This window comes from Burkholderia cepacia GG4, from assembly GCF_000292915.1.
Classification (GTDB): Bacteria; Pseudomonadota; Gammaproteobacteria; order Burkholderiales; family Burkholderiaceae; genus Burkholderia; species Burkholderia cepacia_D.
The window spans coordinates 283,133-304,034 of the sequence record NC_018514.1 but is presented as its reverse complement, the minus strand read 5'-3'; the positions used below and the strand labels follow the sequence as shown (position 1 = coordinate 304,034).

Genomic DNA, 20,902 nt, shown 5'->3' with positions numbered 1-20,902 from the left:
ACGGACTCACGATGCAGCCTCTTTCCGACGAAGCGCCGCTGGCCCTGTTCGAATCGGTTCATAGCGAAACGGCGGTCACCTCCGGCGACCTGACGCTCGCGGTCAAGACCTGGGGCGACCCGGCCCGTTCGCCGGTCGTGCTCGTGCACGGTTATCCCGACGACAGCAGCGTCTGGCAGCACGTCGCGCCGCTGCTCGCGCGCAAGCACTACGTGATCGCGTACGACGTGCGCGGCGCGGGCCTGTCCGGCGTGCCGAAGCGCACGGCCGACTATCACCTCGCGAAGCTGACCGACGATTTCGTCGCGGTGATCGACGCGCTCTGCCCCGGCCGCGCCGTGCATCTGATCGCGCACGACTGGGGCTCGATCCAGGGCTGGGAATTCGTCACCAATCCGCGCCTCGCGGGCCGCATCGCGTCGTATACGTCGTGCTCGGGGCCGTGCCTCGACCACGTCGGCTTCTGGCTGCGCGAACGCGTGCTGCGCCCGACACCCGCATCGCTCGCCAAGCTCGGCGGCCAGCTCGTGCGGTCGTGGTACGTGTACCTGTTCCACCTGCCGTTCATCCCCGAGCTCGGCTGGCGACTGTGGCTCGGCCGCGCGTGGCCGCGCCTGCTGCGCCGGCTCGAGAAGACGCCGGCCACGCCGCGCCCGACGCAAGCCGACGACGGCGCGCGCGGCGTGCGCCTCTATCGCGCGAACTTCATCCGCTGCCTGTTCGCGCCGCGCGAGCGCTACGCGCATGCTCCGGTGCAGACGATCGTGCCGCTCGGCGACAAGTACGTGAGCCCCGCGCTGTCCGAGAACCTGTCGCGCTGGGTGCCGCAGTACTACCGTCGCGAAGTCGCGGCCGGCCACTGGCTGCCGCTCGCCGATCCCGCGCGCTTCGCGGATCTCGCAGGACAGTTGATCGACGCAGTCGAATCGGGCAACGAACCGCCCGCGCTCGCGAACGCGCGCCGCCGCGCCACGAGCGGCCGCTTCAGCGGCAAGGTCGCGGTCGTCACCGGTGCGGGCAGCGGCATCGGCCGCTGCGCGGCGCTCGCGTTCGCCCGCGAAGGCGCGACGGTCGTCGCGTGCGACATCGATCTCGCGAGCGCCGAACGCACCGCGCTGCTGCTCGGGCTGACCGGCGCGCAGGCGCACGCGAAACGCGTGGACGTCGGGTCCGCCGACGAGATGGAAGCCCTCGCGACGTGGGTCGGCAGCGAACTCGGCGGCGCGGACATCGTGATCAACAACGCGGGCATCGGCATGGCCGGCGGCATCCTCGACACGAGCGCGCGGCATTGGGAGCGCATCCTGCACGTGAACCTGTGGGGCGTGATCCACGGCTCGCGGCTGTTCGCGCAGCAGATGGCCGCGCGCGGCACGGGCGGGCACATCGTCAACACCGCGTCGGCTGCCGCGTTCGGGCCGTCGCGCGACCTGCCCGCGTATGCGACGACGAAGGCCGCCGTGCTGATGCTCAGCGAATGCATGCGCGCGGAACTCGCGGAGAAAGGCATCCGCGTGACGGCCGTATGCCCGGGTTTCGCGGAGACCGGAATCATGGCGTCGACGCAATACGCGGGCGCCAACGCACAGGATGAAGCGCGGCTGCGCAAGCGCGCGACGAAGCTGTACCAGATGCGCGGCCTGAAGCCCGAAACCGTCGCGCAGGCGATGGTCGACGGCGTGCTGCGCAACCGCCCCGTCGTCGCGGTCGGCGGCGAGGCGCACGCGATGCGCTTCGTCGGCCGCTTCATGCCGTGGCTCGGCCGGATGATCGCCCGCGTCAGCATGGCATCGCATTGACGGCGCATGACGCCGCACACGGAGACAACATGACCGATACCGCCGACTACCACAAGATCAAGGCCCGGCACGTGAAGTTCGACTTCCGCGACACGCCGATCACATGGGTACCGAACGACCCGGGCAGCACCCACATCATCAACACGCTGAACCTGCTGTTCCCGGAAGGCGAGCTGTGGTTCTGCCGCGTGTACAACAAGGCGCTGCCGCACATCACCGATGCGCGCCTGCGCGACGAAGCCGAAGGCTTCCTGCGCCAGGAGGCCGTGCATTCGCGCTCGCACGGCGGCGTGCTCAAGCATTACTACGACCGGCACGGGATCGACACGAAACCGTTCACGCAGAAGCTGAACTGGCTGTTCACGCGCGTGCTGGGCGAAGCGCCGTTCGGGCTGAAGATCGGCCACACGCGCTTCTGGCTGCGGCAGCAGCTCGCGGTGATCGCGTCGCTCGAGCATTTCTTCGGCTATCTCGGCAACTGGGTGCTCAACGCGCACGGGCTCGACGAAGGCCATGCCGACCCGACGATGGTCGACCTGCTGCGCTGGCACGGCGCGGAGGAAGTCGAGCACCGGACCGTCGCATTCGACATCTACAACCACATGGGCGGCAACTACCCGGAGCGCTGCATGCACATGGCGTTCGTGATCGTGCTGCTGCTCTACTTCATCACGACGGGCGCGAAGTTCATGTACCGGCGCGATCCGGCCGCCGGCCGCTATCCGGGTTTCGTGCGCGCGTGGTGGAAGGGGTCGCGGCGCGGGCACCTGCCGTCGTTCTGGAAAGTGATCGGCGCGGCGCTGCGCTACTTCAAGCCGGGCTATACGCCGCACCATGAAGGCTCGACCGAGCAGGCGCTCGCCTATCTGGAACGCTCGCCGGCCGCGCAGGCGGCCGCGCACGGCGGCAACTGGGGCACGACGAAGGGTGCGTGAGCGGGTCCGTTCGCGGGTCCGTTCGCGGGTCCGCGAGCAGGTTCGTGACGGTCTCGGCGAGCGGCGCCCGCCGAAATGCGTACAATCGCGGCTTCATTTCCCGGAGGTGCCGCGATGGCCATGAAGAAAACCGATCTAGAAAAGAACAAGGCGCTCAAGTTGACGCACGCGCTGAAGCAGTCGAGCTCCGCGCGCTTCGGCAAGGGTGCCGAGGACGCAGCGAAGCTCGATCGCCGCGCGCAGCGAAAGCTTGACCAGGAACAGGGCCTCGTGCCGTTCGCCTGCAAGCTCAACGCCGATCTCGTCGAACAGCTGAAGGCGCGCGCCGCCACGCATCCGGACGGCATGACGGGCCTGCTGTCCGAACTGCTCGTCAACGGGCTCGCGCAACGCGACGCGTGATCGCCGTCTGTCTCGAAAATAGTCGTTGACAACGCCGTACGACATCGACAAACTCGTTCGCATGCCTACGTTCAAGCTCATCGCCATCGCGAATCATTGCCCGATGAACATTCGAAAGAATGGATCACGGGAGGCGCTTGTGCGTTAGCATCCGAGCAGTACCGCATGTCACACAAGGCCTCACCGGAAACGGATGAGGCCTTTTTGTTCTGGTGCGCGTCATCCGTCCGGCTCAACGAATGGAGCAGACGATGGACCAGGCAAGCCCGTTGTTCGACCGTCCCGATGCGCGCCGCGCCGGCGCAATCGCGTTACCGACCGTCGTGATCCGTTTCGCGGTCGCGCCGCGCACGACGCTGACCTGGCGTGCGCCGAGCGATGCGGAGATTCGCGCGCACGGCGCGCCGCTGTGGATCACACGCCCGCCGAGCGTCGACGATTACTGGGTGCAGCCCGGCGACGTGCTGCGCATCGCGCGCGGCGATCGCATCTGGCTCGGCACCGATGACGACCGATCGGCCGAAGCGTCGATCACGACCGCGTACGTACGGCGCGGCGAACGGCTAAGACGCACGCTCGCGCGTGTGCAACGTTTGCTCGCCGGACGATGGCGAAGAAGGGAATGACGATGCGCGCTCACCCGCGCAACGGGAAACCGGGACGCACGGGGTCAGCGCATCCGCAAATGGACGCACCCGCGGCGCATCGCGTCGCAGGTGCGCATCGAATGACGCGGCACGACCGTGCGTGCCGCGAGCGATCGCTCGCCGTGCGCAACCATCCGGTGCATCGAATGCATCAGGTGCTGGCGGCGAGACGCGGGCCCGTGCTGCGTGGAGTGGAATCAAGGTCGGGGCGTTGCGCCGCCTGCGAGGTCACCCACGGGTCGATGCCTTGCTTCTGCACCTCCTCGAGAAATGACACACGCGCGCGCCAGTAATCCGCCTGTAATTTCGCATCGATGACGCGCTGCTCGGCAGAGAACAACTCCATGCGCGCAGTCACGAGCATCGACGCAGCGGTTTTTTCCGGCGTGGGGGCGTGCCGCATTGCCCAACGGCTGATCCAGTTCAACATGCTGACCTCCGTGATTACGGACGAACCCGCATCGGGCAATCGCAATCGGTCGCGCCTGCCCGAATGCGCAACGACCGTCACCGCACTTCACCGCCTGGCCTGCACGGACTGCGACTCCCCCGCGTCGGCAACAACTGGCCGGCGTGTGTGCGCGGTGTATCTATCCTAGAAAGACTTGCCGGTTTACGCGATGACGTCTTGCAATCTTTTACACAGAAACCACAGTCGGGCCCACATCTCAAAATGACAGTTGCGGACGGGACGGCTTCGGAGCAGGATAGCCCGATATCTGAAACCGCCTCGACCGACGCATGGCCGTTGCACGCCGCTGCGCATCCGCGCCGGCGATGCTTGCGCGTTCGCGCGTGCGTTGCGCCCATAGCGGGCCGTACCGCATACATCCAGCATGCGGGTGCTCCGTTTCAGTCACATGTCATCGTGGCGCGGCCGCGCCCTGCGCGTGCGTCATGCCGTTGCGCCCGCATCGGCCCGCACGGCCGCCCGTGCCCGCATCGTTTTCAGCGTTTCCATCGCTTCCGCCTGCCCGCTCCGTCCGAACCGGTAAAATGCGCGCCTTCCTCGCGCGGCCGGGTTGCCCGACCGTTCGCGCGAGCGCGGCCGATCGTGCCCCGCAACTATATCGTCGGAGCTATCTGCGCTATTACAATCCGCCGATAGCCTGGCAATAGTGGCTGGTTACAGTAGGCCGGCCGCGCTGCCCTTACAACAATTCGGCACAACAAGCAACACGACAACCCGACCGGAGAAACGCCTTCATGGAATCCATCAAGCGGTATTTCGGCTTCGCTGAAGCCGGCACCGACTTCCGCACCGAAATACTCGCGGGCGTCACCACGTTCCTGACGATGGCCTACATCATCTTCGTCAACCCCGCGATCCTCGGCGACGCCGGCATGCCGAAGGAATCGGTATTCGTCGCGACCTGCCTCGTCGCGGCGCTGGCGTCGATCATCATGGGGCTGTATGCAAACTACCCGATCGCCTGCGCGCCCGGCATGGGCCTGAACGCGTATTTCGCGTACACGGTCGTCAAGGGGATGGGCTTCACGTGGCAGGCCGCGCTCGGCGCGGTGTTCATCTCCGGCTGCCTGTTCCTGATCGTGACGCTGTTCCGCGTGCGCGAGGCGATCGTCAACGGGATTCCGAAATCGCTGCGGATCTCGATCACCGCCGGCATCGGCCTGTTCCTCGGCATCATCTCGCTGAAGACCTCGGGCGTGATCGTCGGCAACCCGGCCACGCTCGTCACGCTCGGCGACCTGCACAAGCACGACACGATCCTCGCGATCATCGGCTTCTTCACGATCGTCACGCTCGACCACCTGCGCGTGCGCGGCGCGATCCTGATCGGCATCATCGGCGTCACGATCCTGTCGTTCTTCTTCGGCGACAACCAGTTCCACGGCGTGTTCTCCGCGCCGCCGTCGATCGACGCAACGCTGTTCCAGCTCGACATCCGCGCCGCGCTGTCGACCGGCATCATCAACGTGATCCTCGTGTTCTTCCTCGTCGAGCTGTTCGACGCGACGGGCACGCTGATGGGCGTCGCAAACCGCGCCGGGCTGCTCGTCGAAGGCAAGATGAACCGCCTGAACAAGGCGCTGCTCGCCGACAGCACCGCGATCGTCGCGGGCTCGGTGCTCGGCACGTCGTCGACCACCGCGTATATCGAAAGCGCGTCGGGCGTGCAGGCCGGCGGCCGCACGGGCGTGACGGCGATCACCGTCGCGGTGCTGTTCCTCGCGTGCCTGTTCATCGCGCCGCTCGCCGGCGTCGTGCCGGGTTACGCGACCGCGCCCGCGCTGCTGTACGTGTCGTGCCTGATGCTGCGCGAGATGGTCGACGTGCCGTGGGACGATGCGACCGAAGCCGTGCCGGCCGCGCTGACCGCGCTGCTGATGCCGTTCACGTACTCGATCGCGAACGGCGTCGCGTTCGGCTTCATCGCGTACGGCGGCCTGAAGCTGCTGACGGGCCAGGGCCGCACGGTCAAGCCGATCGTGTGGATCATCGCGGCCGTGTTCCTGTTCCGCTTCTTCTATCTCGGCAGCGAGTGACGCACGCGCGTCGGTACGATGCACGCTGAAAACACGCCACCTTCGGGTGGCGTTCTTGTCTGGATATGCAGCGCGCGCGGACGAAGTCACGTCATGCGGCGGCCTCCGCGAGCACCCAGCGGGCAAAGGTCTGCAGCGGCCCGTCGCCGAGTTCCAGCGATTCCGGCAGCACGAGACAGAAGCGCTTGACCACATCCTGACCGTCAGGCCAGGGCGCCGCGAGCAACCCTTGCGCAATCTCGGTGCCGACGTACAGTCGCGGCACCAGCGCGACGCCGAGCCCGGCCAGGGCCGCCGCGATCAGCATCGAGTAAAGGTCGTAGCGCGCGCCGGCGGCCGGATTGTTCACCGGCAACCCCGTCTCCTGCACGTACGCCGACCACGCATCGGGCGTCTGGCGCTTGTGCAGGCGCGGCAGCCTGCCCAGCAACGCGTCCGGATCCCCGCCGACGAGCAGCGACGGATGACAGACCGGCACCAGCACCTCCTCGCACAGCCGGTACGTATGCATGCCGGCCCAGGCCGGATGCTCGAAGTGAATCGCCGCATCGAAGCCACTGCCGGCCAGCACGAACGGCTCGGCGCGATCGGCGAAATGCACCGTGATGTTCGGATGCTGCGTCTGGAACCCCTTGAGCCGTGGAATCAGCCAGCGCGTCGCAAACGTCGGCGTCACGGCGATATCGACACTGCCGCCGTCGCCGGGCTGCCCCATCATGTACTGGCTGTCGCGCTCGAGACGGTCCAGCACTTCGCGAACCTGCGCCGCGTAGCGTGCGCCGTTCGGCGCAACCCGAACGCGGTTGCCGACCCGCTCGAACAGCGCCACCCCCAGGAAGTTCTCCAGCCGACCGATCTGCCGGCTGATCGCACCTTCCGACAACGCCAGTTCGTCGGCGGCGCGCGCGAAGCTCCCATGCCGCGCCGCGGCCTCGAATGCCATCAATGCCGAATTACTCGGAATCCTGCGTCGCGTCACGATTGCTCCCAGTCCGACCGTCGTCGGTCACAGCTTGATTAAATATCAATGAATGATGACGAATCATCGTTTTTCGCCGGTTCATCGGCTAATTATCATGATAAAAACTCAACCAGTCGAGCGGTGATCCATCCCGACAGCCGCTTGCTATCCCGTGGAGGTGTGATGATCTATGCCGTTGAATGCAGCTTCGCCGAGCCCGCCGCCGAGGCCGAGTGGAACGACTTCTACAGCCGGGTCAAACTGCCGGCGCTGATCTCCGTATCCGGCTTCCGCACGTCGCAACGCTTTCGCGCCCTCGGTGGCGACGGTCCCGTCTACCTCGCGCTTCATACGATCGACGGCCCGGACGTGCTGACGTCGGCCGAGTATCGCGACAAGGGCGGCGGCAATTTCGCGCGCTGGCAGCCGCACATCGTCGCGTGGCGCCGCAACGTGTACGACGGCGCGGCACCCGCGCCGGCCGTCTCCGGCCATCAGCGGCTGGCCGTTTGCGACGACGCTGCGCCGTTCGCGCGGGCGGGCATCGCAGCCACCGCCATGCATGCGATCGCGCTGGACCGCCAGCCGGCCATTCGCTGGCTGGCCGCCCTGGATCACGATCAGGCGCGGCTCGCGTCCGGTGCGTCCGGTGCCGCGCTCAGGCTCTATGCGCCGATGGGCGACCGGCTCGTCAGCACGCCGGCGTCGGCTGCCACACGCTGACGGGCGCCCGGCCATGCCCGGCATCACGATTTTCATCCCAGAGGCGAGCCTGCCGTCGAACGCGGCGCTCGACGCGCTGTCGTCGGCCTGCGAGACGCTCTGCACCGAGGTGTTGAGCGCCGCACCCGGCACGATCCACGTCGCGTACGTTCCGATCCGGCACGGCTGCGGACATCCGGTCAGCGCGGAGATTCGCTTTCGCACCACATCATTTCGTACGACTGAATTGATGGAGCGGTTCATGGCAGAACTGGATCGCGAGATTCTCCGCCACACCGGATTCATCGCGCGGATCCGCTGCTTCGGCTACGACGCCGCACACCTTCACGCCCGACACTGACCCATGAGCGAACCCATTCCCCGTCCTGCGTTTCCGCGCCGTCGAATCGGCGATTTCTCGGTCATCGCGATCAGCGACGGCACGCTGACAGCCGGCCTCGATCTGCTGTCGAACATCGATCTCGACGATGCGACCGGCATCATGCGCCGCGCTGGCGTACACGCGCCGTCCGACGTCAACATCAACTGCTATGTGATACGCGGGAACGGCCGCACCGTCCTCGTCGACGCCGGCGCCGGCGGCTTCCGGAACTGGGGCGGCCTTCTGAGTCGGTCGCTGTCGCAAGCCGGCATCGATGCGCGCGACATCGACACGATCCTGCTGACGCACGCGCATCCCGACCACATCGGCGGCCTGCTCGACACGAATGGGCAGCCGGCCTTCCCGCACGCGGAGGTGATCATGCACGAACGGGAGCGTGCGTTCTGGCTGGATGACGACACGTACACGCATGCGACCGAACGAGCACGCGTCAATTTCCAGATCGCGCGGCGCACGTTCGATGCCTATCACGCGCAGCTACGTACCATCGATGCAGGCGCTGTGCTGCCCGGCATCGTCGCCGTGCCGCTGCCGGGGCACACGCCCGGCCACACGGGTTATCGCGTCGAATCGCGAGGCGAGCGTCTGCTGATCTGGGGTGATCTCGTGCATTTCGCGCCGATTCAGGTCGCTCGCCCCGACGTGTCGATCGTGTTCGATCACGATCCGTCGCAGGCATCCGCGACGCGCGCCGCCACGCTCGCAGAAGTCGCTTCGGATAACCTGTTGATTGCGGGGATGCACCTCGCCGACACGGGCTTCGCACGCATCGCGCACACGAACGGCGCAACCGACGGCGCGTATGCGCTCATCGGGGCGGATTAAGCGAAACGGGACGCTGGCACGCCCTCGCGCCGCACGATGCTCGAATCGTGCCGCGCATCATCCCGCACCAGCAGGACACCGGATGGGCACGCGCCGATATGACACGGGCGCCGGTATTCGGCGCCCGCTCCGTCGCTGCCCGGTCGACCGGTTCAGCGCCAGTTCGCTTCGTAGAAGCGCACGTAGCCGCTACGCAGCGTCACGCATTGCGCGCGCGTCTCGGACAGCAGCCGCCGTGCGGCCGCCTCGATACGCTCGCGGTGCTGATCGTACGCACCGACCATGTCCTCGAAGCGCGGCGATGCCGCACCGAAATGATCCTCCAGCGCCTCGGCGGTGATCTGACATTGGACGCGCTCGCCATTGACCAGCGCCGTAAATCCAAGCATCAGGTCTCGCCCCGAATATTCGGGCTTCTCATTCGTGAAATGGATCTGCATGGGAGCCGCCTATCGTCCGGTAGAAAGCGAATGACCGCGTCCGTCGTCCGCTACCGGCCGGACGAAAATGTACGCGGGCTCGCCGACAGAGGCACGATCCGCGGGGGGGTGTGGCGCGGACAATGCATGCCGGTTGCATTCCACTTTAGACGGTTTCGCGCAGGAGGCAAAATTTGCGACGTGCGTCGTTCCGACGCGCATTTCATCTGACCAGCGCGACATCCGGCACCGCTTGCCGAACGGCATCAGTGCGGATCGGAGGGCCAGATGTTCAGCGAGATCGCAGCGGTCGTAGCGCCTGCCGCGATCGCGGCCGCCCCGTATTGAACCGCGTCGCTCAGGTCGAACAGCAGACCGTGGATCGCCACGGCGATGCCGCCGAGCATGGTGAAGGTGGCGATGGCCGCCAGCACGACTCTCAGTTCCGTCCGAACCATGATGCGTCTCCCGAACGGATGCATGTCGCGTCACATGCATGTTGCGATGCGGAACACGGCGCGTGCGTGCTCCATTTCCATCATTGCAGGCGGGCGTTTAAAAGCAAGGGGTTTTTGTTCCCGGTCGCACAACGCGCGCGGCGCTTGTATGATGAAGCGATATCGACGGCGGCGGCCCGGGTGGCGGATGTTGCGGTGCGAAGCGCCAAGGTGGGCCGACCGCGAAGCGTGGGACCAGAGCAAGCGCTAAAGCGCTAACTGGGCGCCGACCGCGAAGCATGGGGCCCCAGTAAGCGCTAAAGCGCTAACTGGGGCCGACAGGAGACAAGACATGCCTCAACCTTTCGTGCTGCCCGCCACCGCGGGCCGCATCGACCTGCTCGCGCAGGCGCATGCCCGTTCGACCGCGGTCGGCCTGCGCGCCAACGAGCGCCCCGATTTCTCGCCGCTGTCGCGACTCGCACTGCGCGAACTGCTCGACACGAACCACGCCCTGTTCGCGCACGCGCGCCCGGTGATGGAGAACCTCCACACGCAGATCGCCGACACGCAAAGCCTCGTGCTGCTCACCGACGCCGACGGCGTGATCCTGCACAGCATCGGAGATGCCGACTTCATCGAGAAAGCGAACCGCGTCGCGCTGTGCACCGGCGTGTCGTGGGCCGAAGGCGCGCGCGGCACCAACGCGATCGGCACCGCGCTCGCGTCGGGCCAGGCGGTCGCCGTGCACGGCGCCGAACATTTCCTGCGCGCAAACCATATCCTCACCTGCTCGTGCGCGCCAATCATCGACCCGTTCGGCCGCTCGCTCGGCGCGCTCGACGTGAGCGGCGACCCGCGCGGCTTCAGCCCCCATACGCTCGCGCTCGTGCGGATGTCCGCGCAGCTGATCGAGAACCACCTGTTCGCGAACCAGTGCGCGGAAGCGCTGCGACTGCGCTTCCACGCACACGAGGATTGCGTCGACTCGCTGTTCGCCGGGCTCGTCGCGTTCGGCCCCGACGGCGGGCTGATCGCCGCGAACCGCAGCGCGCAATTCCAGCTCGGTGCGACGTTCGATGCATTGCAGCATCAGGGCTGCGATGCGCTGTTCGGGATGCACTTCGGCCAGCTCGCCCAGCAAGCGGCCCGCGCACCCGGCGCACCGTTCCGCCTCACGCTGTCGACCGGCGTGCGCGTGCTGGCACGCTGCGAATTCGCGGAAGCGCACAAGACGGCCGTCGCCGTCACGCCGCCCGCCCCCGCCGTGCGCACGCGGGCGCCGGACCCCGACGCCATCACGTTCGCGACGCTCGACACCGGCGATGCGCGGATGGCCGCGGTGCTCGAACGCGTCGCGAAGATTCGCGGCCGCGATCTGCCGTTGCTGATCCTCGGCCAGACCGGCACCGGCAAGGAATGGCTCGCCCGCGCGCTGCACCAGGCATCGCCGCGCTCCGACGGCCCGTTCGTCGCGGTCAACTGCGCGGCACTGCCGGATTCGCTGATCGAGGCCGAACTGTTCGGCTACGAAGACGGCGCCTTCACCGGCGCACGCAAGCGCGGCAGCCCCGGCAAGATCGCGCAGGCGGACGGTGGCACGCTGTTTCTCGACGAGATCGGCGACATGCCGCTCGCGCAGCAGGTCAGGCTGATGCGCGTGCTGCAGGAGCGCGCGGTGATGCCGCTCGGCGGCGCGCGCGCGGTGCCGGTCGACGTGCGCGTGGTCTGCGCGACGCACCGCGACCTGCGCGCGATGATCGCGGAAGGCACGTTCCGCGAAGACCTGTTCTACCGGATCAACGGGCTCGCGGTCACGCTGCCGGCGCTCGCCGCGCGCACCGACCTGCCCGCGCTGGTCGAGCGGATCCTCGCGCGGCTCGCGCGCAGCGAACCGATGCCGACCCGCCTCGCGGCCGACGTGCTCGACGCGTTCATGCGCCACCGCTGGCCCGGCAACCTGCGGCAAATGACCAACGTGCTGCGTACGGCCGGCATGCTCGCCGAAGATGAAGCCGAAATCACGCTCGCGCACCTGCCCGACGATTTCTGGCTCGACTGCGACGACCTGCCCGCAGCGGAGGCCGCACCGGCCGACACGCGCGAAGCGACGACGCTGCAACGCCATCAGGCCGCGGTGATCGATGCGGTGCTCGCGCGGCACGGCGGCAATGTGTCGGCGGCCGCGCGTGAGCTCGGGCTCGCGCGCAATACCGTGTACCGCTACCTGCGCCGGCACTGAGGCCGCGGGCCGGCCGCCCGGCGGGCGCCGGCCGCATGCGGCTTCGGGTATGCTTGGCGCTTGCTTTGCCTTGCCGCCGATCCGCCGCCCGCCTCGACCCATGACCGATCCAGAACACCCTCCTCTCGTGCGCATCGAGCCGCTCGGCGCGACGTTCGACGCGCCCGATTCGCTGACGCTGCTCGAGGCCGCCGCGTTCGCGCACGTCTCGCTGCCGCGCTCGTGCCGCAACGGCACGTGCCGTAGCTGCCTGTGCAGGATCGTCAGCGGCAGCGTACGCTATACGATTGAATGGCCGGGGCTGAGCCGCGAGGAAAAGGCCGACGGCTACACGCTGCCGTGCGTGGCCGTCGCGACCTCGGATGTCGTGCTCGACGTGCCCGACGCGGTGCTGATCGACTGAACGCGACGCGCGGCCGCGCGCCGTCCTGCAATGGTGACACCAGCCAGGAGAACGTGATGAACCCGTCAACCGATCCGATCGAGAAACAAGCGCTGCTCGCCGCGCCGCTCGCGCGTGTCTGGGAAGCCGTCAGCAATGCCGGGGAATTCGGCATCTGGTTCGGCGTGACGTTCGACGGACCGTTCGTGGCCGGCCAGCCGCTATTCGGCCGCATCACGCCGACCCGCGTCGACGACGACGTCGCCAAGGCGCAGGAGCCGTATGCGGGCGCTGTGTTCGAAATCGTCGTCGACCGCGTCGAGCCGCAGCAACTGTTCTCCTTTCGCTGGCATCCGTTCGCGATCAACCCGAACTTCGATTACACGACCGAGCCGATGACGCTCGTCACCTTCACGCTCGCTGAAAAAGACGGCGGCACGCTGCTGACGGTCACCGAAACGGGTTTCGACCAGCTGATCGAAGCGCGCCGCGCGAAGGCGCGCGACATGAACGATCAGGGCTGGGCCGCACAAATGACGCTGATCACGAAATATCTGGCGAAGCACGCGTAAGCGTGCCGCGCAGCCGCGCATCATTCCCGGTATCCGGACGACCGCATGCCAGCGTTGCGGGGTGCGTGGCATAATCCGCTCCATCGCTGTCCACACGCCGCCGCGTATCGCATGCTGAGTCGTCGTTTCCGGAAGATCGGCAGTCTGATCGGGATGCTCGCCATCCTGATGACGGCGCTCGCGCCGACGATCTCGCAGGCGCTGACGACGCAAGGCCGCGTCGACGCGCTGCTGGCCGGTTACTGCACGGCCGGGCCGGCTGCCGGCGATCATGCCGGCGCTTCATCGCAAAAGAGCCTGCAGGCCCATCTGCAGGCTTGCGGCTATTGCAGCCTGCTTGCCCATACACCCGCGCTACCCGCGCCGGAACTGACGTTCGCGGCCAACGTTCACCCCCTCCAGCAGCGCGCAGCAACCCGCTTCGAAAGCCTGCGCCGCGCACTGCCGCTCACGGCCGCGCAACCGCGCGCCCCGCCGTTCGCGTCCTGATCCGTCGTCACAGCGCGTGATGCCGTAGCGCATCGCGCCGTCCGCACGCGTCATGCGCGTGCATGCCGTGTCACGTTTCGAACGACGATCCTGTTTCACCCTATCGCGCGCAGCCTCGTGCCGTGCAGGCGTTCGCTCGTGCGCGAACGTGCGGCGATGCGTCGAACGTGTCGTTCTCCTTGTCATTTCCAACCGGATCACCCAGCCATGAAAGCTATCTCCATCGCTCGCGGCGCGTTCGTCGCACTCGGCTTCGTCGTCGTACAGGCCGCTCACGCGCACGCGCACCCGAAAACCCTGGAACCGGCCGCCGACGCCACGCTGTCGAGCGCGCCGCACGCGGTCACGATCGACTTCAGCGAAACGCTCGAACCCGCATTCAGTACGATCGCCGTCACCGACAGCCACGGCCAGTCGGTCGCCGACGGGAAATCCGCCGTCGACGCCGGCAACCGGAAGCGGATGCATGTCGCACTGGCCAACCTCGCGGCCGGCACGTACACGGTCGCGTGGATCGCGGTGGCGAGCGACGGGCATCGCACGCAGGGCCACTACACGTTCACGCTGAAGTAACGCACACGATGCCCGCGCGGCAACCTTCGCTACCCGATCAGGACCACACTCAATGAAACGCTCGATTCCGACCAACCTGCTGTTTGCGCTGCTGGCGCTGCAGGCGCCCGCCACGTTCGCCGCACCGACCGTGCAGGCCGAAGCATGCTGGATCCGCACCATGCCGGCGACGGTGCCGTCGTCCGGCTACTTCACGCTGAAGAACGACGGCGACAAGCCCGTCACGCTCACGGGCGTCGATACGCCCGCGTACGGGATGGCGATGATGCACGAGACGCAGACGGCCGGCAGCACCGCGAAGATGGTTCACGTCGAAGCGGTCGACGTGCCCGCGCACGGCACGGTAACGTTCAGGCCGAAGAGCTATCACGTCATGCTGGAGGAACCGCGCAAGCCCGTCGCGCCCGGCGCGAAGATTCCGTTCCGGCTGCATTTCGCCGACGGCTCGGCAATCTCCGTGACCTGCGACGCGAAGGCGCCGTCGTACACCGGCCAGTAATGCTGCATGCGCAACGACCGAGGGAGACGAACATGAGGAAAGAACGCCTGCCGCTGGCCGACCTGATCGTCCGCTACCGGACGCCGCTGAACCTCGCCGTGTTGATCGTCTGCGGGTTATGGGCGGCGTGGATCGCCTGGATGACGCGACCTGCCGCGATCGATGCGCCGTCGTCGATCGCCGCGTACTGCGTGCGCGACGCGCGCTGACGCCGTGCGTCGGGGTGAGCCGCGCCGTCGTGGCATCATGCACGGATTCACCCCAATCGCCGAACCCGCCTCCCGGAGCGCCGCATGTCCATTCAGACCTGGATGCTGTTTGCCGCAGCCTATCTCGCGACGACGCTGTCGCCGGGCCCCAACGTGCTGCTCGTCATCCGCAACACGGTGCGCTACGGTTCGCGCGGCACCGCCGCGACGATCGCGGGCAACCTCGTCGCGCAGGGCGTGGTGGTCATGCTCGTCGCGCTCGGCGTCGGCGCGCTGCTGGCCGCGATGCCGCCGCTGTTCATCGCGATGAAGGTCGTCGGCGCCGCGTATCTGATCTTTCTGGGTATCCGGCAACTGCGCGGCGACCGCAACCGCCCCGCGCCGGACCGCCAGGCGGCGAGCGCCGAGCCCGACCGCGGCAAGCTGTTCCGCGAAGCGCTGTTCGTCTCGGGCAGCAATCCGAAGACGATGATCTTCCTGTCGGCGTTCATGCCGCAGTTCATCACGCACGATCGCCCGCTCGCGATGCAGTTCGTCGCGATGTACGCGACGATCGCATGCACCGTCGTCGTGGTTCACAGCGTCTATTCGTTCGGCGTGCGCCGGCTGCATCGCGGCTTCGGCGTCAGCCCGTGGGTGCGCGCGGTCAAGCGCGCCAGCGGCCTGCTGTTCGTCGGGCTCGGGATCAAGCTGCTGACTGCGCGGCAGGCGTAAACGCAAGCGTCGGCACGGCGACTACCGGCGCGGCGACGCGGCCTGACCCGTCAGTCCCTCGCTGCGGCCAGCGTGGCGGCGATTTCGTCGAAAGACGGGCGCGCGTCGCTCTCCTCGTTCAGACACGCGGCGACCAGCGCGGCGAGTGCGCGCGAACCTTCCCATGCACGCGGCTCGCATCGCTCCAGCAACTCGCCGAGCAGATAGCCGAACGCCCTGACCTCCAACCGTTCGAGCCGTGCGGCAAGCCTGCGGTCGTTCACGTCGTAGACCGACGCCGCGCCGAAATCGCCGAGCAGCGCGCCGCCCGCGCCGTCGTGCAGGATGTTGTGCGCGTACAGGTCGCCATGCATGATGCCGCGCGCGTGCAGATGCGCTGCGACCGACGCGACGCCGTGCGCGATCCGCGCGGCGGCCTGCGGTTCGAATTGCGCATCGGCCGCATACACATCGCGCGTGCAGGACGCGAAGCTCGGCGGCCCGGCGAGGTTCGTCAGCGACGGATCGACCAGTTCCATCACGAGGCCGTGCGTGCCGTCCGGATGACCGCGCACCTTGCCGATCACCGGAATCATGTTCGGGTGGCGACCCGCGTGCAGGCACGCGGCCATCTCGCAGTCGGGCAGGCCGTCGCTCGTCACCGCGCCCTTGAACAGCTTGACCGCGACTGCTCGCGGCGCCTGGCCGTCTGCGCGCCACTGCGCACGGTAGATGACGCCCGATGCGCCTTCGCCGAGCTTCTGCTCGCAGGTGAGCGACGTCCAGTCGATGTCCGTGACGCCCGGCTCGGCCGAAGCCGCGGCCTCCGGCGAGGCGCCGAGCGGATTGCCGGCGGAGGCGAGCCACGCGAGGCGCGGCAGGCGCAACAGCCAGTCCGGCAGCGCATCGAGCCGGTTCGCCGACAGCCGCACCAGTTCGAGCGCACGGCATGCGGCCATCTCGGGCGGCAGCGCGCGCAGCCGGTTGCCCGCGAGCATCAGCTTCTGCAAGCGCGAACAGTCGCCAATCCCGGCCGGCAGCGCATCGATTTCGTTGTCGGTCAGGATCAGCCAGCGAAGCGCGCGCGGCAGCGAACGGTGCGGCACGGTGCGGATCCGGTTCGCCTTGAAGCCGATCATGTCGAGCTGCGCACACGTGCCGAGCACGTCGGGGAATTCGGTGAAGCGATTGCCGGACGCGAACAGGATGCGCAGACGGTGCAGCCGGGGCAGATCGTCCGGCAGCGCGGACAGCGCATTGCCGGACAGGTCGAGCACTTCGAGCGTGTCCGCCAGATCGAAGATCTCGCGCGGAAATTCGGTCAGCCCGCACGCGAGCTTGAGTTGCCGGGCGCCCGACAGCTGGCCGGCCTGCAGTTGTTCGAGGGTGGTCGTCACGGCGAGAAAACGGGTTGCGGTTGCGAGGATCGACGGATCGATCCGACGAATTTTACCGGGATCGCTGTCGCCCCCCCCCGAAACCGTGTCACATCCCCTTCACAAACGCGCAATGTGACGTTAGAATTGCGCCCCTGCAGTGCCGACGTGGTGAAATTGGTAGACACGCTATCTTGAGGGGGTAGTGGCGAAAGCTGTGCGAGTTCGAGTCTCGCCGTCGGCACCAGACGCGGTTTTTACCGTGTTCGGGCATGTGCAAAAAACCGCGACAGCGCAACGCTTCGCGGTTTTTTTGTTTCCACTCACACTTGTGGGGCGTGAAGCGCACCGCGCTCGACGAGAAGTACGGCGCCTCCATCCTCGCGCTCGACGCCACCACGAGCGCCGAGAAGTGGCCCTTCCAGACCGTGCATCACGACTTCTGGGACTACCACGTGCCGATGCAGCCGACGCTGATCGACTTCCCGACGGAAGACGGCAAGCGCGTGCCGGCGCTGATCGTCGGCACCAAGATTGGCCAGTTGTTCGAGGCGACTACGTGGTTGCTTACGCATTGCCCGACAACAAGTAAGCGCAGAATTCGACTGGATTGTGCGCGGCGTGGCACGGCGAGGGTTGCCGCTCCACACCGCATTCGACGCGGCGCCCCCCTGCTGAGGCTGCATGCCACCTTTACCCATGAGTCAGTCCTTTCCCGCTTCCAGCGCCCCACGCCACGACGCCGCGTCAGGGCACGGCCGATCGCGCCTGCCGGCGGCCGGCAGGCGTTTCGCACTTCGCATCGGTGTCGCCGCAACGGCCGTTGCCGCGCACGCGTCTGCGGTCCACGCGCAAAGCAGCGTGACGCTGTACGGTGCGCTCGACACGAGCATCGAGATCACGAATCCCGGCTCGGGTTACGTCGCCCGGATGGATTCCGGCGCGTATCGCGGCTCGCGCATCGGCGTGCACGGCGTCGAGGATATCGGCAACGGCGTGAAGATCCTGTTCGATCTCGAAAACGGGTTCGGCTCGGCGGACGGCACCCTGGCCGTCGCAAACACGTTGTTCAACCGTCAGGCATGGATCGGCGTGAGTTCACGCTACGGCACGGTGCGGGTCGGCCGCCAGTATTCGCCGATCTACATCCCGTTCAAGGGGCAGCTCGATGCGTTCGGTGCCGGCACGATCGCGTCGGGCCTGGACAACCTGTCTAAAATCACGCCGTACGAAAGCAACGCGATCACGTACCTTTCGCCGGAGGTACACGGCTTTTCGACCACGATCATGGCGTCGTTGCGCGATGCAAGCGACGGCGACGGCAACGGACTGGCCGGCCACATCGAAACGTTCTCATGGCATGACGGCCCGCTACGCGTTTCGTACGCTCACCAGCAAACCCACGGCAGCGGCGCACTGCGCGCCAACCTCGGCGGCGTGTCCTATGCATTCGGTCCGGTGACCGGCTTCCTGTCGTATTTCAATGGCGATGGCGGAACGCCCCGATACCACAACGATGGCGTGTCGGCTTCCGCGCGCTATGCCGTAAGCGCGCGTTTCCGCGCGTCGCTGGGTTATACCTGGCTGCGTGACCGATCGGGCGGCGACAACAACGCCGATCAGTTCAGCGCCGCGTGCGAATACGATGTGTCGAAGCGGGTTCTGCTCTATGCGAGTGCCGGCTGGCTTCGTAACCGTGGCCATGCGGCTTTCACGCTGAAAGGCGTGAACGTAACCGGCCTCCCGCCTTCGTGGCCGGGTGCGGCCGTGAGAGGGTTCCAGCTGGGGATGATCGATCGTTTCTAGAAAACGGCGCTCAGGGAGCAAACGGTCCAGTGAAGGCCCGCTTCCCCCTGCTCCGTCGGGTTGGGTTGTCACGATCTATCGCACCGTTCTGCATGTGCGATCGGAAACAACACCGGCCCCGTATCAAAGTCGGCCAAGCTCGCCCGAGTAGCCTCCGTTGCCGCGATGCGCGACACCGTGCGCCGAGCGAATGGCCGACCGGCCAGTCGATTTTGCAGACGTCCGCAAATTACTGCGCAACGCTCACAAAGGCCGCCTGGCCGGCGCCGTCGTTCGTCACGACGCGTTGACTGCGTCCTTGAACGCCTTGCCGGCGCTGAACTTCACCGTTTTCGCCGCGGCGATCGCAATCTCCTCGCCGGTTGCCGGGTTTCTGCCGGTCCGCGCGGCGCGTTCCCCTTGCGAGAACGAGCCAAAACCGACGAGCTGCACGCTATCGCCCGTACTGACCGCTTGCGCGATGACGTCCAGCACGGCCTGGATGGCTTCGCCAGTCGCGGTCTTGCTAAGACCGGTATCGGCAGCGACAGCGTCGATGAGTTCCTGTTTGTTCATGAGTCGACCTCTTTCAGTGATTCGAGCCCACACCCTACAGCATTGAGGGACACCCGGGCAAATCCTGGCCTCACTTGCGATGCACGGCCGCGACGCTCCATTCGCCGTCGGTCGACGCCGACCCGAATCATGCACCTCCATCGCGCGTCCGTACGCCGCCATGAAAACGTTGCCACGCCCGCGTCATTTCACCCGGTTCCGGACTGCCGGCCCAGGCCCGGCCCCGCTTTCCGCATCGATTCCGGCGCGGTGGCGGGCCCGAGTACGGCCGCCATTGATCCGGCCCTTCGCGCTGTCAGGCGCGGGCGCCGACTTCCGCTGCTTCAGCCGTCCAGCCCGCGACACGCTCGCTGAGCGTCAAGCCGAGCCCCGGACGCGTCGGCACGATCATCCTGCCGTCGCGGGTCTCGAGCCGTTCATTGAACAGCGGTTCGAGCCATTCAAAATGCTCGACCCACGGCTCGCGCGCATAGCACGCGGCAAGATGCACGTGCAGCTCCATCGCGAAGTGCGGGGCCAGCATCAGTCCCGCGTGATCGGCGAGCGTCGCGACTTTCAGGAATGGCGTGATGCCGCCGACGCGCGGCGCGTCCGGCATCAGGTAGTCGGCCGCACGCAGGCGAATGAATTCCCAATGCTCGGACACGCTGGTCAGCATCTCGCCGGTCGCGATCGGCGTATCGAATTGCGCGGCGAGTGCCGCATGGCCTTCGGCGTCGTAGCAGTCGAGCGGCTCCTCGATCCAGACCAGGTTGAACTGCTCGAACGTGCGGCACATGCGCTGCGCAGTGGGCCGGTCCCACTGCTGATTCGCGTCGACCATCAGCGGGAACGCGTCGCCCAGATGCTTGCGCACGGTTTGCACGCGATGGATGTCCAGCGCGCAATCCGGCTGGCCGACCTTGAGCTTGATGCCGCCGATGCCCTTCTCGCGCGACGCGTCGGTATTGGTCAGCAACTGATCGAGCGGCGTATGCAGGAAACCGCCGGACGTGTTGTAGCAGCGCACCGAATCGCGGTGTGCGCCGAGCAGTTTGGCCAGCGACAGGTTCGCACGCTTCGCCTTCAGGTCCCACAGCGCGACGTCGAATGCACCGATCGCCTGGGCCGCCATGCCGCTGCGGCCGACCGACGCGCCGGCCCACGCAAGCTTGTCCCACAGGCGCGCGATGTCGCTCGGGTCCTCGCCGAGCAGCGTCGGCGCGATCTCCTTCGCGTGGGCGAACTGGCCGGGGCCGCCCGCCCGCTTCGAGTAGCTGAAGCCGAGGCCGCGATGACCGTCGGCCGTTTCGATCTCGACGAACAGGATCGCGATTTCCGTCATCGGCTTCTGCCGTCCGGTCAGCACTTTTGCATCGCTGATGGGATTGGCCAGCGGAACAAACGTCGACGCGACGCGCACCCATTTGATCCGGTCGTTCGACGCGCCGGAGACGAGGGAAGACGAGGTATTCATGAAGAGGGCCTT

General features: G+C 67.0%; 24 protein-coding genes, 1 tRNA gene and 1 pseudogene. 19 read left to right on the top strand and 7 right to left on the bottom strand.

Annotated features, from left to right (window positions below):
* The first annotated feature begins 11 nt into the window (after positions 1-11).
* The 4 genes from GEM_RS17170 (at position 12) to GEM_RS17155 (ending at position 3,762) form a co-directional block, all read left to right on the top strand.
* Positions 12-1,799 (top strand): SDR family oxidoreductase, encoded by a 1,788-nt coding sequence (locus GEM_RS17170; protein ID WP_014898628.1) that lies wholly within the window; start codon positions 12-14, stop codon positions 1,797-1,799.
* Between the two features lie 29 nt (positions 1,800-1,828).
* The gene (locus tag GEM_RS17165; RefSeq protein ID WP_014898627.1) at positions 1,829-2,734 is read left to right on the top strand and encodes a metal-dependent hydrolase; all 906 of its coding nucleotides are present in this window, start codon (positions 1,829-1,831) and stop codon (positions 2,732-2,734) included.
* A gap of 114 nt (positions 2,735-2,848) precedes the next feature.
* Positions 2,849-3,136, top strand: coding sequence for a hypothetical protein (locus GEM_RS17160; RefSeq protein WP_014898626.1), 288 nt, complete (start codon positions 2,849-2,851; stop codon positions 3,134-3,136).
* Positions 3,137-3,387: 251 nt separating this feature from the next.
* The gene (locus GEM_RS17155) at positions 3,388-3,762 is read left to right on the top strand and encodes a DUF2917 domain-containing protein (RefSeq protein ID WP_014898625.1); all 375 of its coding nucleotides are present in this window, start codon (positions 3,388-3,390) and stop codon (positions 3,760-3,762) included.
* A gap of 172 nt (positions 3,763-3,934) precedes the next feature.
* On the opposite strand, the gene GEM_RS17150 is transcribed toward GEM_RS17155, so the two are convergent.
* On the bottom strand, positions 3,935-4,213 hold the full coding sequence (locus GEM_RS17150) for a hypothetical protein (protein WP_014898624.1): 279 nt from the start codon (positions 4,211-4,213) through the stop codon (positions 3,935-3,937).
* A 776-nt stretch (positions 4,214-4,989) separates the two neighbouring features.
* Between GEM_RS17150 and GEM_RS17145 the strand changes: the two genes are divergently transcribed.
* Positions 4,990-6,291 carry an NCS2 family permease gene (locus GEM_RS17145; protein ID WP_014898623.1) on the top strand — a complete coding sequence of 434 codons (1,302 nt, stop codon included), beginning with the start codon at positions 4,990-4,992 and terminating at the stop codon, positions 6,289-6,291.
* 91 nt (positions 6,292-6,382) lie between these two features.
* Here GEM_RS17145 and GEM_RS17140 read toward each other — a convergent pair whose 3' ends face one another.
* A complete protein-coding gene (locus GEM_RS17140) occupies positions 6,383-7,234 on the bottom strand; it encodes a LysR substrate-binding domain-containing protein (RefSeq protein WP_014898622.1) in 852 nt (283 codons plus the stop codon).
* A gap of 201 nt (positions 7,235-7,435) precedes the next feature.
* On the opposite strand from GEM_RS17140, the gene GEM_RS17135 reads away from it, so the two are divergent.
* The 3 genes from GEM_RS17135 to GEM_RS17125 are packed head-to-tail and all read left to right on the top strand — an operon-like array spanning position 7,436 to position 9,182.
* On the top strand, positions 7,436-7,975 hold the full coding sequence (locus tag GEM_RS17135; RefSeq protein WP_014898621.1) for a hypothetical protein: 540 nt from the start codon (positions 7,436-7,438) through the stop codon (positions 7,973-7,975).
* A gap of 13 nt (positions 7,976-7,988) precedes the next feature.
* Positions 7,989-8,315 (top strand): hypothetical protein, encoded by a 327-nt coding sequence (locus GEM_RS17130; protein WP_014898620.1) that lies wholly within the window; start codon positions 7,989-7,991, stop codon positions 8,313-8,315.
* A 3-nt stretch (positions 8,316-8,318) separates the two neighbouring features.
* Positions 8,319-9,182: an MBL fold metallo-hydrolase gene (locus GEM_RS17125; protein ID WP_014898619.1), complete on the top strand. Its 864-nt coding sequence runs from the start codon at positions 8,319-8,321 to the stop codon at positions 9,180-9,182.
* Between the two features lie 152 nt (positions 9,183-9,334).
* Here GEM_RS17125 and GEM_RS17120 read toward each other — a convergent pair whose 3' ends face one another.
* Together GEM_RS17120 and GEM_RS17115 are read right to left on the bottom strand one after the other, a co-directional pair.
* Positions 9,335-9,622: a DUF1488 domain-containing protein gene (locus GEM_RS17120; RefSeq protein WP_014898618.1), complete on the bottom strand. Its 288-nt coding sequence runs from the start codon at positions 9,620-9,622 to the stop codon at positions 9,335-9,337.
* Between the two features lie 245 nt (positions 9,623-9,867).
* Entirely contained in the window at positions 9,868-10,059 is a 192-nt protein-coding gene (locus tag GEM_RS17115; protein ID WP_014898617.1) for a DUF2964 family protein, read from the bottom strand.
* 331 nt (positions 10,060-10,390) lie between these two features.
* On the opposite strand from GEM_RS17115, the gene GEM_RS17110 reads away from it, so the two are divergent.
* From GEM_RS17110 to GEM_RS17080, 8 genes are all read left to right on the top strand, one after another.
* A complete protein-coding gene (locus GEM_RS17110; protein WP_014898616.1) occupies positions 10,391-12,280 on the top strand; it encodes a sigma-54-dependent Fis family transcriptional regulator in 1,890 nt (629 codons plus the stop codon).
* Between the two features lie 100 nt (positions 12,281-12,380).
* Complete coding sequence (locus GEM_RS17105; protein WP_014898615.1) at positions 12,381-12,683, top strand: 2Fe-2S iron-sulfur cluster-binding protein; 303 nt, start codon at positions 12,381-12,383, stop codon at positions 12,681-12,683.
* A 56-nt stretch (positions 12,684-12,739) separates the two neighbouring features.
* A complete protein-coding gene (locus GEM_RS17100) occupies positions 12,740-13,234 on the top strand; it encodes an SRPBCC family protein (protein WP_014898614.1) in 495 nt (164 codons plus the stop codon).
* Between the two features lie 111 nt (positions 13,235-13,345).
* Positions 13,346-13,723 carry a DUF2946 domain-containing protein gene (locus tag GEM_RS17095; RefSeq protein ID WP_041490719.1) on the top strand — a complete coding sequence of 126 codons (378 nt, stop codon included), beginning with the start codon at positions 13,346-13,348 and terminating at the stop codon, positions 13,721-13,723.
* A 207-nt stretch (positions 13,724-13,930) separates the two neighbouring features.
* A complete protein-coding gene (copC, locus tag GEM_RS17090; RefSeq protein ID WP_014898612.1) occupies positions 13,931-14,296 on the top strand; it encodes a copper homeostasis periplasmic binding protein CopC in 366 nt (121 codons plus the stop codon).
* Between the two features lie 52 nt (positions 14,297-14,348).
* A complete protein-coding gene (locus GEM_RS17085) occupies positions 14,349-14,795 on the top strand; it encodes a copper chaperone PCu(A)C (protein ID WP_014898611.1) in 447 nt (148 codons plus the stop codon).
* 32 nt (positions 14,796-14,827) lie between these two features.
* The gene (locus GEM_RS31875; RefSeq protein ID WP_014898610.1) at positions 14,828-15,004 is read left to right on the top strand and encodes a hypothetical protein; all 177 of its coding nucleotides are present in this window, start codon (positions 14,828-14,830) and stop codon (positions 15,002-15,004) included.
* Positions 15,005-15,088: 84 nt separating this feature from the next.
* Entirely contained in the window at positions 15,089-15,718 is a 630-nt protein-coding gene (locus tag GEM_RS17080; protein WP_014898609.1) for a LysE family translocator, read from the top strand.
* 50 nt (positions 15,719-15,768) lie between these two features.
* On the opposite strand, the gene GEM_RS17075 is transcribed toward GEM_RS17080, so the two are convergent.
* Positions 15,769-17,094: a leucine-rich repeat-containing protein kinase family protein gene (locus GEM_RS17075; protein WP_014898608.1), complete on the bottom strand. Its 1,326-nt coding sequence runs from the start codon at positions 17,092-17,094 to the stop codon at positions 15,769-15,771.
* 141 nt (positions 17,095-17,235) lie between these two features.
* Between GEM_RS17075 and GEM_RS17070 the strand changes: the two genes are divergently transcribed.
* From GEM_RS17070 to GEM_RS17065, 3 genes and pseudogenes are all read left to right on the top strand, one after another.
* A tRNA-Leu gene (locus GEM_RS17070) sits at positions 17,236-17,320 on the top strand.
* Positions 17,321-17,402: 82 nt separating this feature from the next.
* Positions 17,403-17,621, top strand: a pseudogene (locus GEM_RS32265) (hypothetical protein); the annotation flags it as partial.
* A 136-nt stretch (positions 17,622-17,757) separates the two neighbouring features.
* Positions 17,758-18,879 (top strand): porin, encoded by a 1,122-nt coding sequence (locus GEM_RS17065; protein WP_014898607.1) that lies wholly within the window; start codon positions 17,758-17,760, stop codon positions 18,877-18,879.
* 276 nt (positions 18,880-19,155) lie between these two features.
* On the opposite strand, the gene GEM_RS17060 is transcribed toward GEM_RS17065, so the two are convergent.
* Positions 19,156-19,575: an HU family DNA-binding protein gene (locus GEM_RS17060; RefSeq protein ID WP_187293280.1), complete on the bottom strand. Its 420-nt coding sequence runs from the start codon at positions 19,573-19,575 to the stop codon at positions 19,156-19,158.
* A gap of 154 nt (positions 19,576-19,729) precedes the next feature.
* The gene (locus tag GEM_RS17055; RefSeq protein ID WP_014898605.1) at positions 19,730-20,890 is read right to left on the bottom strand and encodes an L-talarate/galactarate dehydratase; all 1,161 of its coding nucleotides are present in this window, start codon (positions 20,888-20,890) and stop codon (positions 19,730-19,732) included.
* Positions 20,891-20,902: the final 12 nt, after the last annotated feature.

Excerpts from the sequence above, each read along its gene's own strand:
- GEM_RS17170 (WP_014898628.1), top strand. The coding sequence starts at position 12 with ATGCAGCCTCTTTCCGACGAAGCGCCGCTGGCCCTGTTCGAATCGGTT.
- GEM_RS17120 (WP_014898618.1), bottom strand. The coding sequence starts at position 9,622 with ATGCAGATCCATTTCACGAATGAGAAGCCCGAATATTCGGGGCGAGAC.
- GEM_RS17130 (WP_014898620.1), top strand. The coding sequence starts at position 7,989 with ATGCCCGGCATCACGATTTTCATCCCAGAGGCGAGCCTGCCGTCGAAC.
- GEM_RS17065 (WP_014898607.1), top strand. The coding sequence starts at position 17,758 with ATGCCACCTTTACCCATGAGTCAGTCCTTTCCCGCTTCCAGCGCCCCA.
- GEM_RS17055 (WP_014898605.1), bottom strand. The coding sequence starts at position 20,890 with ATGAATACCTCGTCTTCCCTCGTCTCCGGCGCGTCGAACGACCGGATC.
- GEM_RS17150 (WP_014898624.1), bottom strand. The coding sequence starts at position 4,213 with ATGTTGAACTGGATCAGCCGTTGGGCAATGCGGCACGCCCCCACGCCG.
- GEM_RS17060 (WP_187293280.1), bottom strand. The coding sequence starts at position 19,575 with ATGGAGGTGCATGATTCGGGTCGGCGTCGACCGACGGCGAATGGAGCG.
- GEM_RS17115 (WP_014898617.1), bottom strand. The coding sequence starts at position 10,059 with ATGGTTCGGACGGAACTGAGAGTCGTGCTGGCGGCCATCGCCACCTTC.
- GEM_RS17085 (WP_014898611.1), top strand. The coding sequence starts at position 14,349 with ATGAAACGCTCGATTCCGACCAACCTGCTGTTTGCGCTGCTGGCGCTG.
- GEM_RS17110 (WP_014898616.1), top strand. The coding sequence starts at position 10,391 with ATGCCTCAACCTTTCGTGCTGCCCGCCACCGCGGGCCGCATCGACCTG.
- GEM_RS17160 (WP_014898626.1), top strand. The coding sequence starts at position 2,849 with ATGGCCATGAAGAAAACCGATCTAGAAAAGAACAAGGCGCTCAAGTTG.
- GEM_RS17155 (WP_014898625.1), top strand. The coding sequence starts at position 3,388 with ATGGACCAGGCAAGCCCGTTGTTCGACCGTCCCGATGCGCGCCGCGCC.
- copC (WP_014898612.1), top strand. The coding sequence starts at position 13,931 with ATGAAAGCTATCTCCATCGCTCGCGGCGCGTTCGTCGCACTCGGCTTC.
- GEM_RS17105 (WP_014898615.1), top strand. The coding sequence starts at position 12,381 with ATGACCGATCCAGAACACCCTCCTCTCGTGCGCATCGAGCCGCTCGGC.
- GEM_RS17140 (WP_014898622.1), bottom strand. The coding sequence starts at position 7,234 with ATGGCATTCGAGGCCGCGGCGCGGCATGGGAGCTTCGCGCGCGCCGCC.
- GEM_RS17080 (WP_014898609.1), top strand. The coding sequence starts at position 15,089 with ATGTCCATTCAGACCTGGATGCTGTTTGCCGCAGCCTATCTCGCGACG.
- GEM_RS17100 (WP_014898614.1), top strand. The coding sequence starts at position 12,740 with ATGAACCCGTCAACCGATCCGATCGAGAAACAAGCGCTGCTCGCCGCG.
- GEM_RS31875 (WP_014898610.1), top strand. The coding sequence starts at position 14,828 with ATGAGGAAAGAACGCCTGCCGCTGGCCGACCTGATCGTCCGCTACCGG.
- GEM_RS17125 (WP_014898619.1), top strand. The coding sequence starts at position 8,319 with ATGAGCGAACCCATTCCCCGTCCTGCGTTTCCGCGCCGTCGAATCGGC.
- GEM_RS17095 (WP_041490719.1), top strand. The coding sequence starts at position 13,346 with ATGCTGAGTCGTCGTTTCCGGAAGATCGGCAGTCTGATCGGGATGCTC.
- GEM_RS17145 (WP_014898623.1), top strand. The coding sequence starts at position 4,990 with ATGGAATCCATCAAGCGGTATTTCGGCTTCGCTGAAGCCGGCACCGAC.
- GEM_RS17165 (WP_014898627.1), top strand. The coding sequence starts at position 1,829 with ATGACCGATACCGCCGACTACCACAAGATCAAGGCCCGGCACGTGAAG.
- GEM_RS17135 (WP_014898621.1), top strand. The coding sequence starts at position 7,436 with ATGATCTATGCCGTTGAATGCAGCTTCGCCGAGCCCGCCGCCGAGGCC.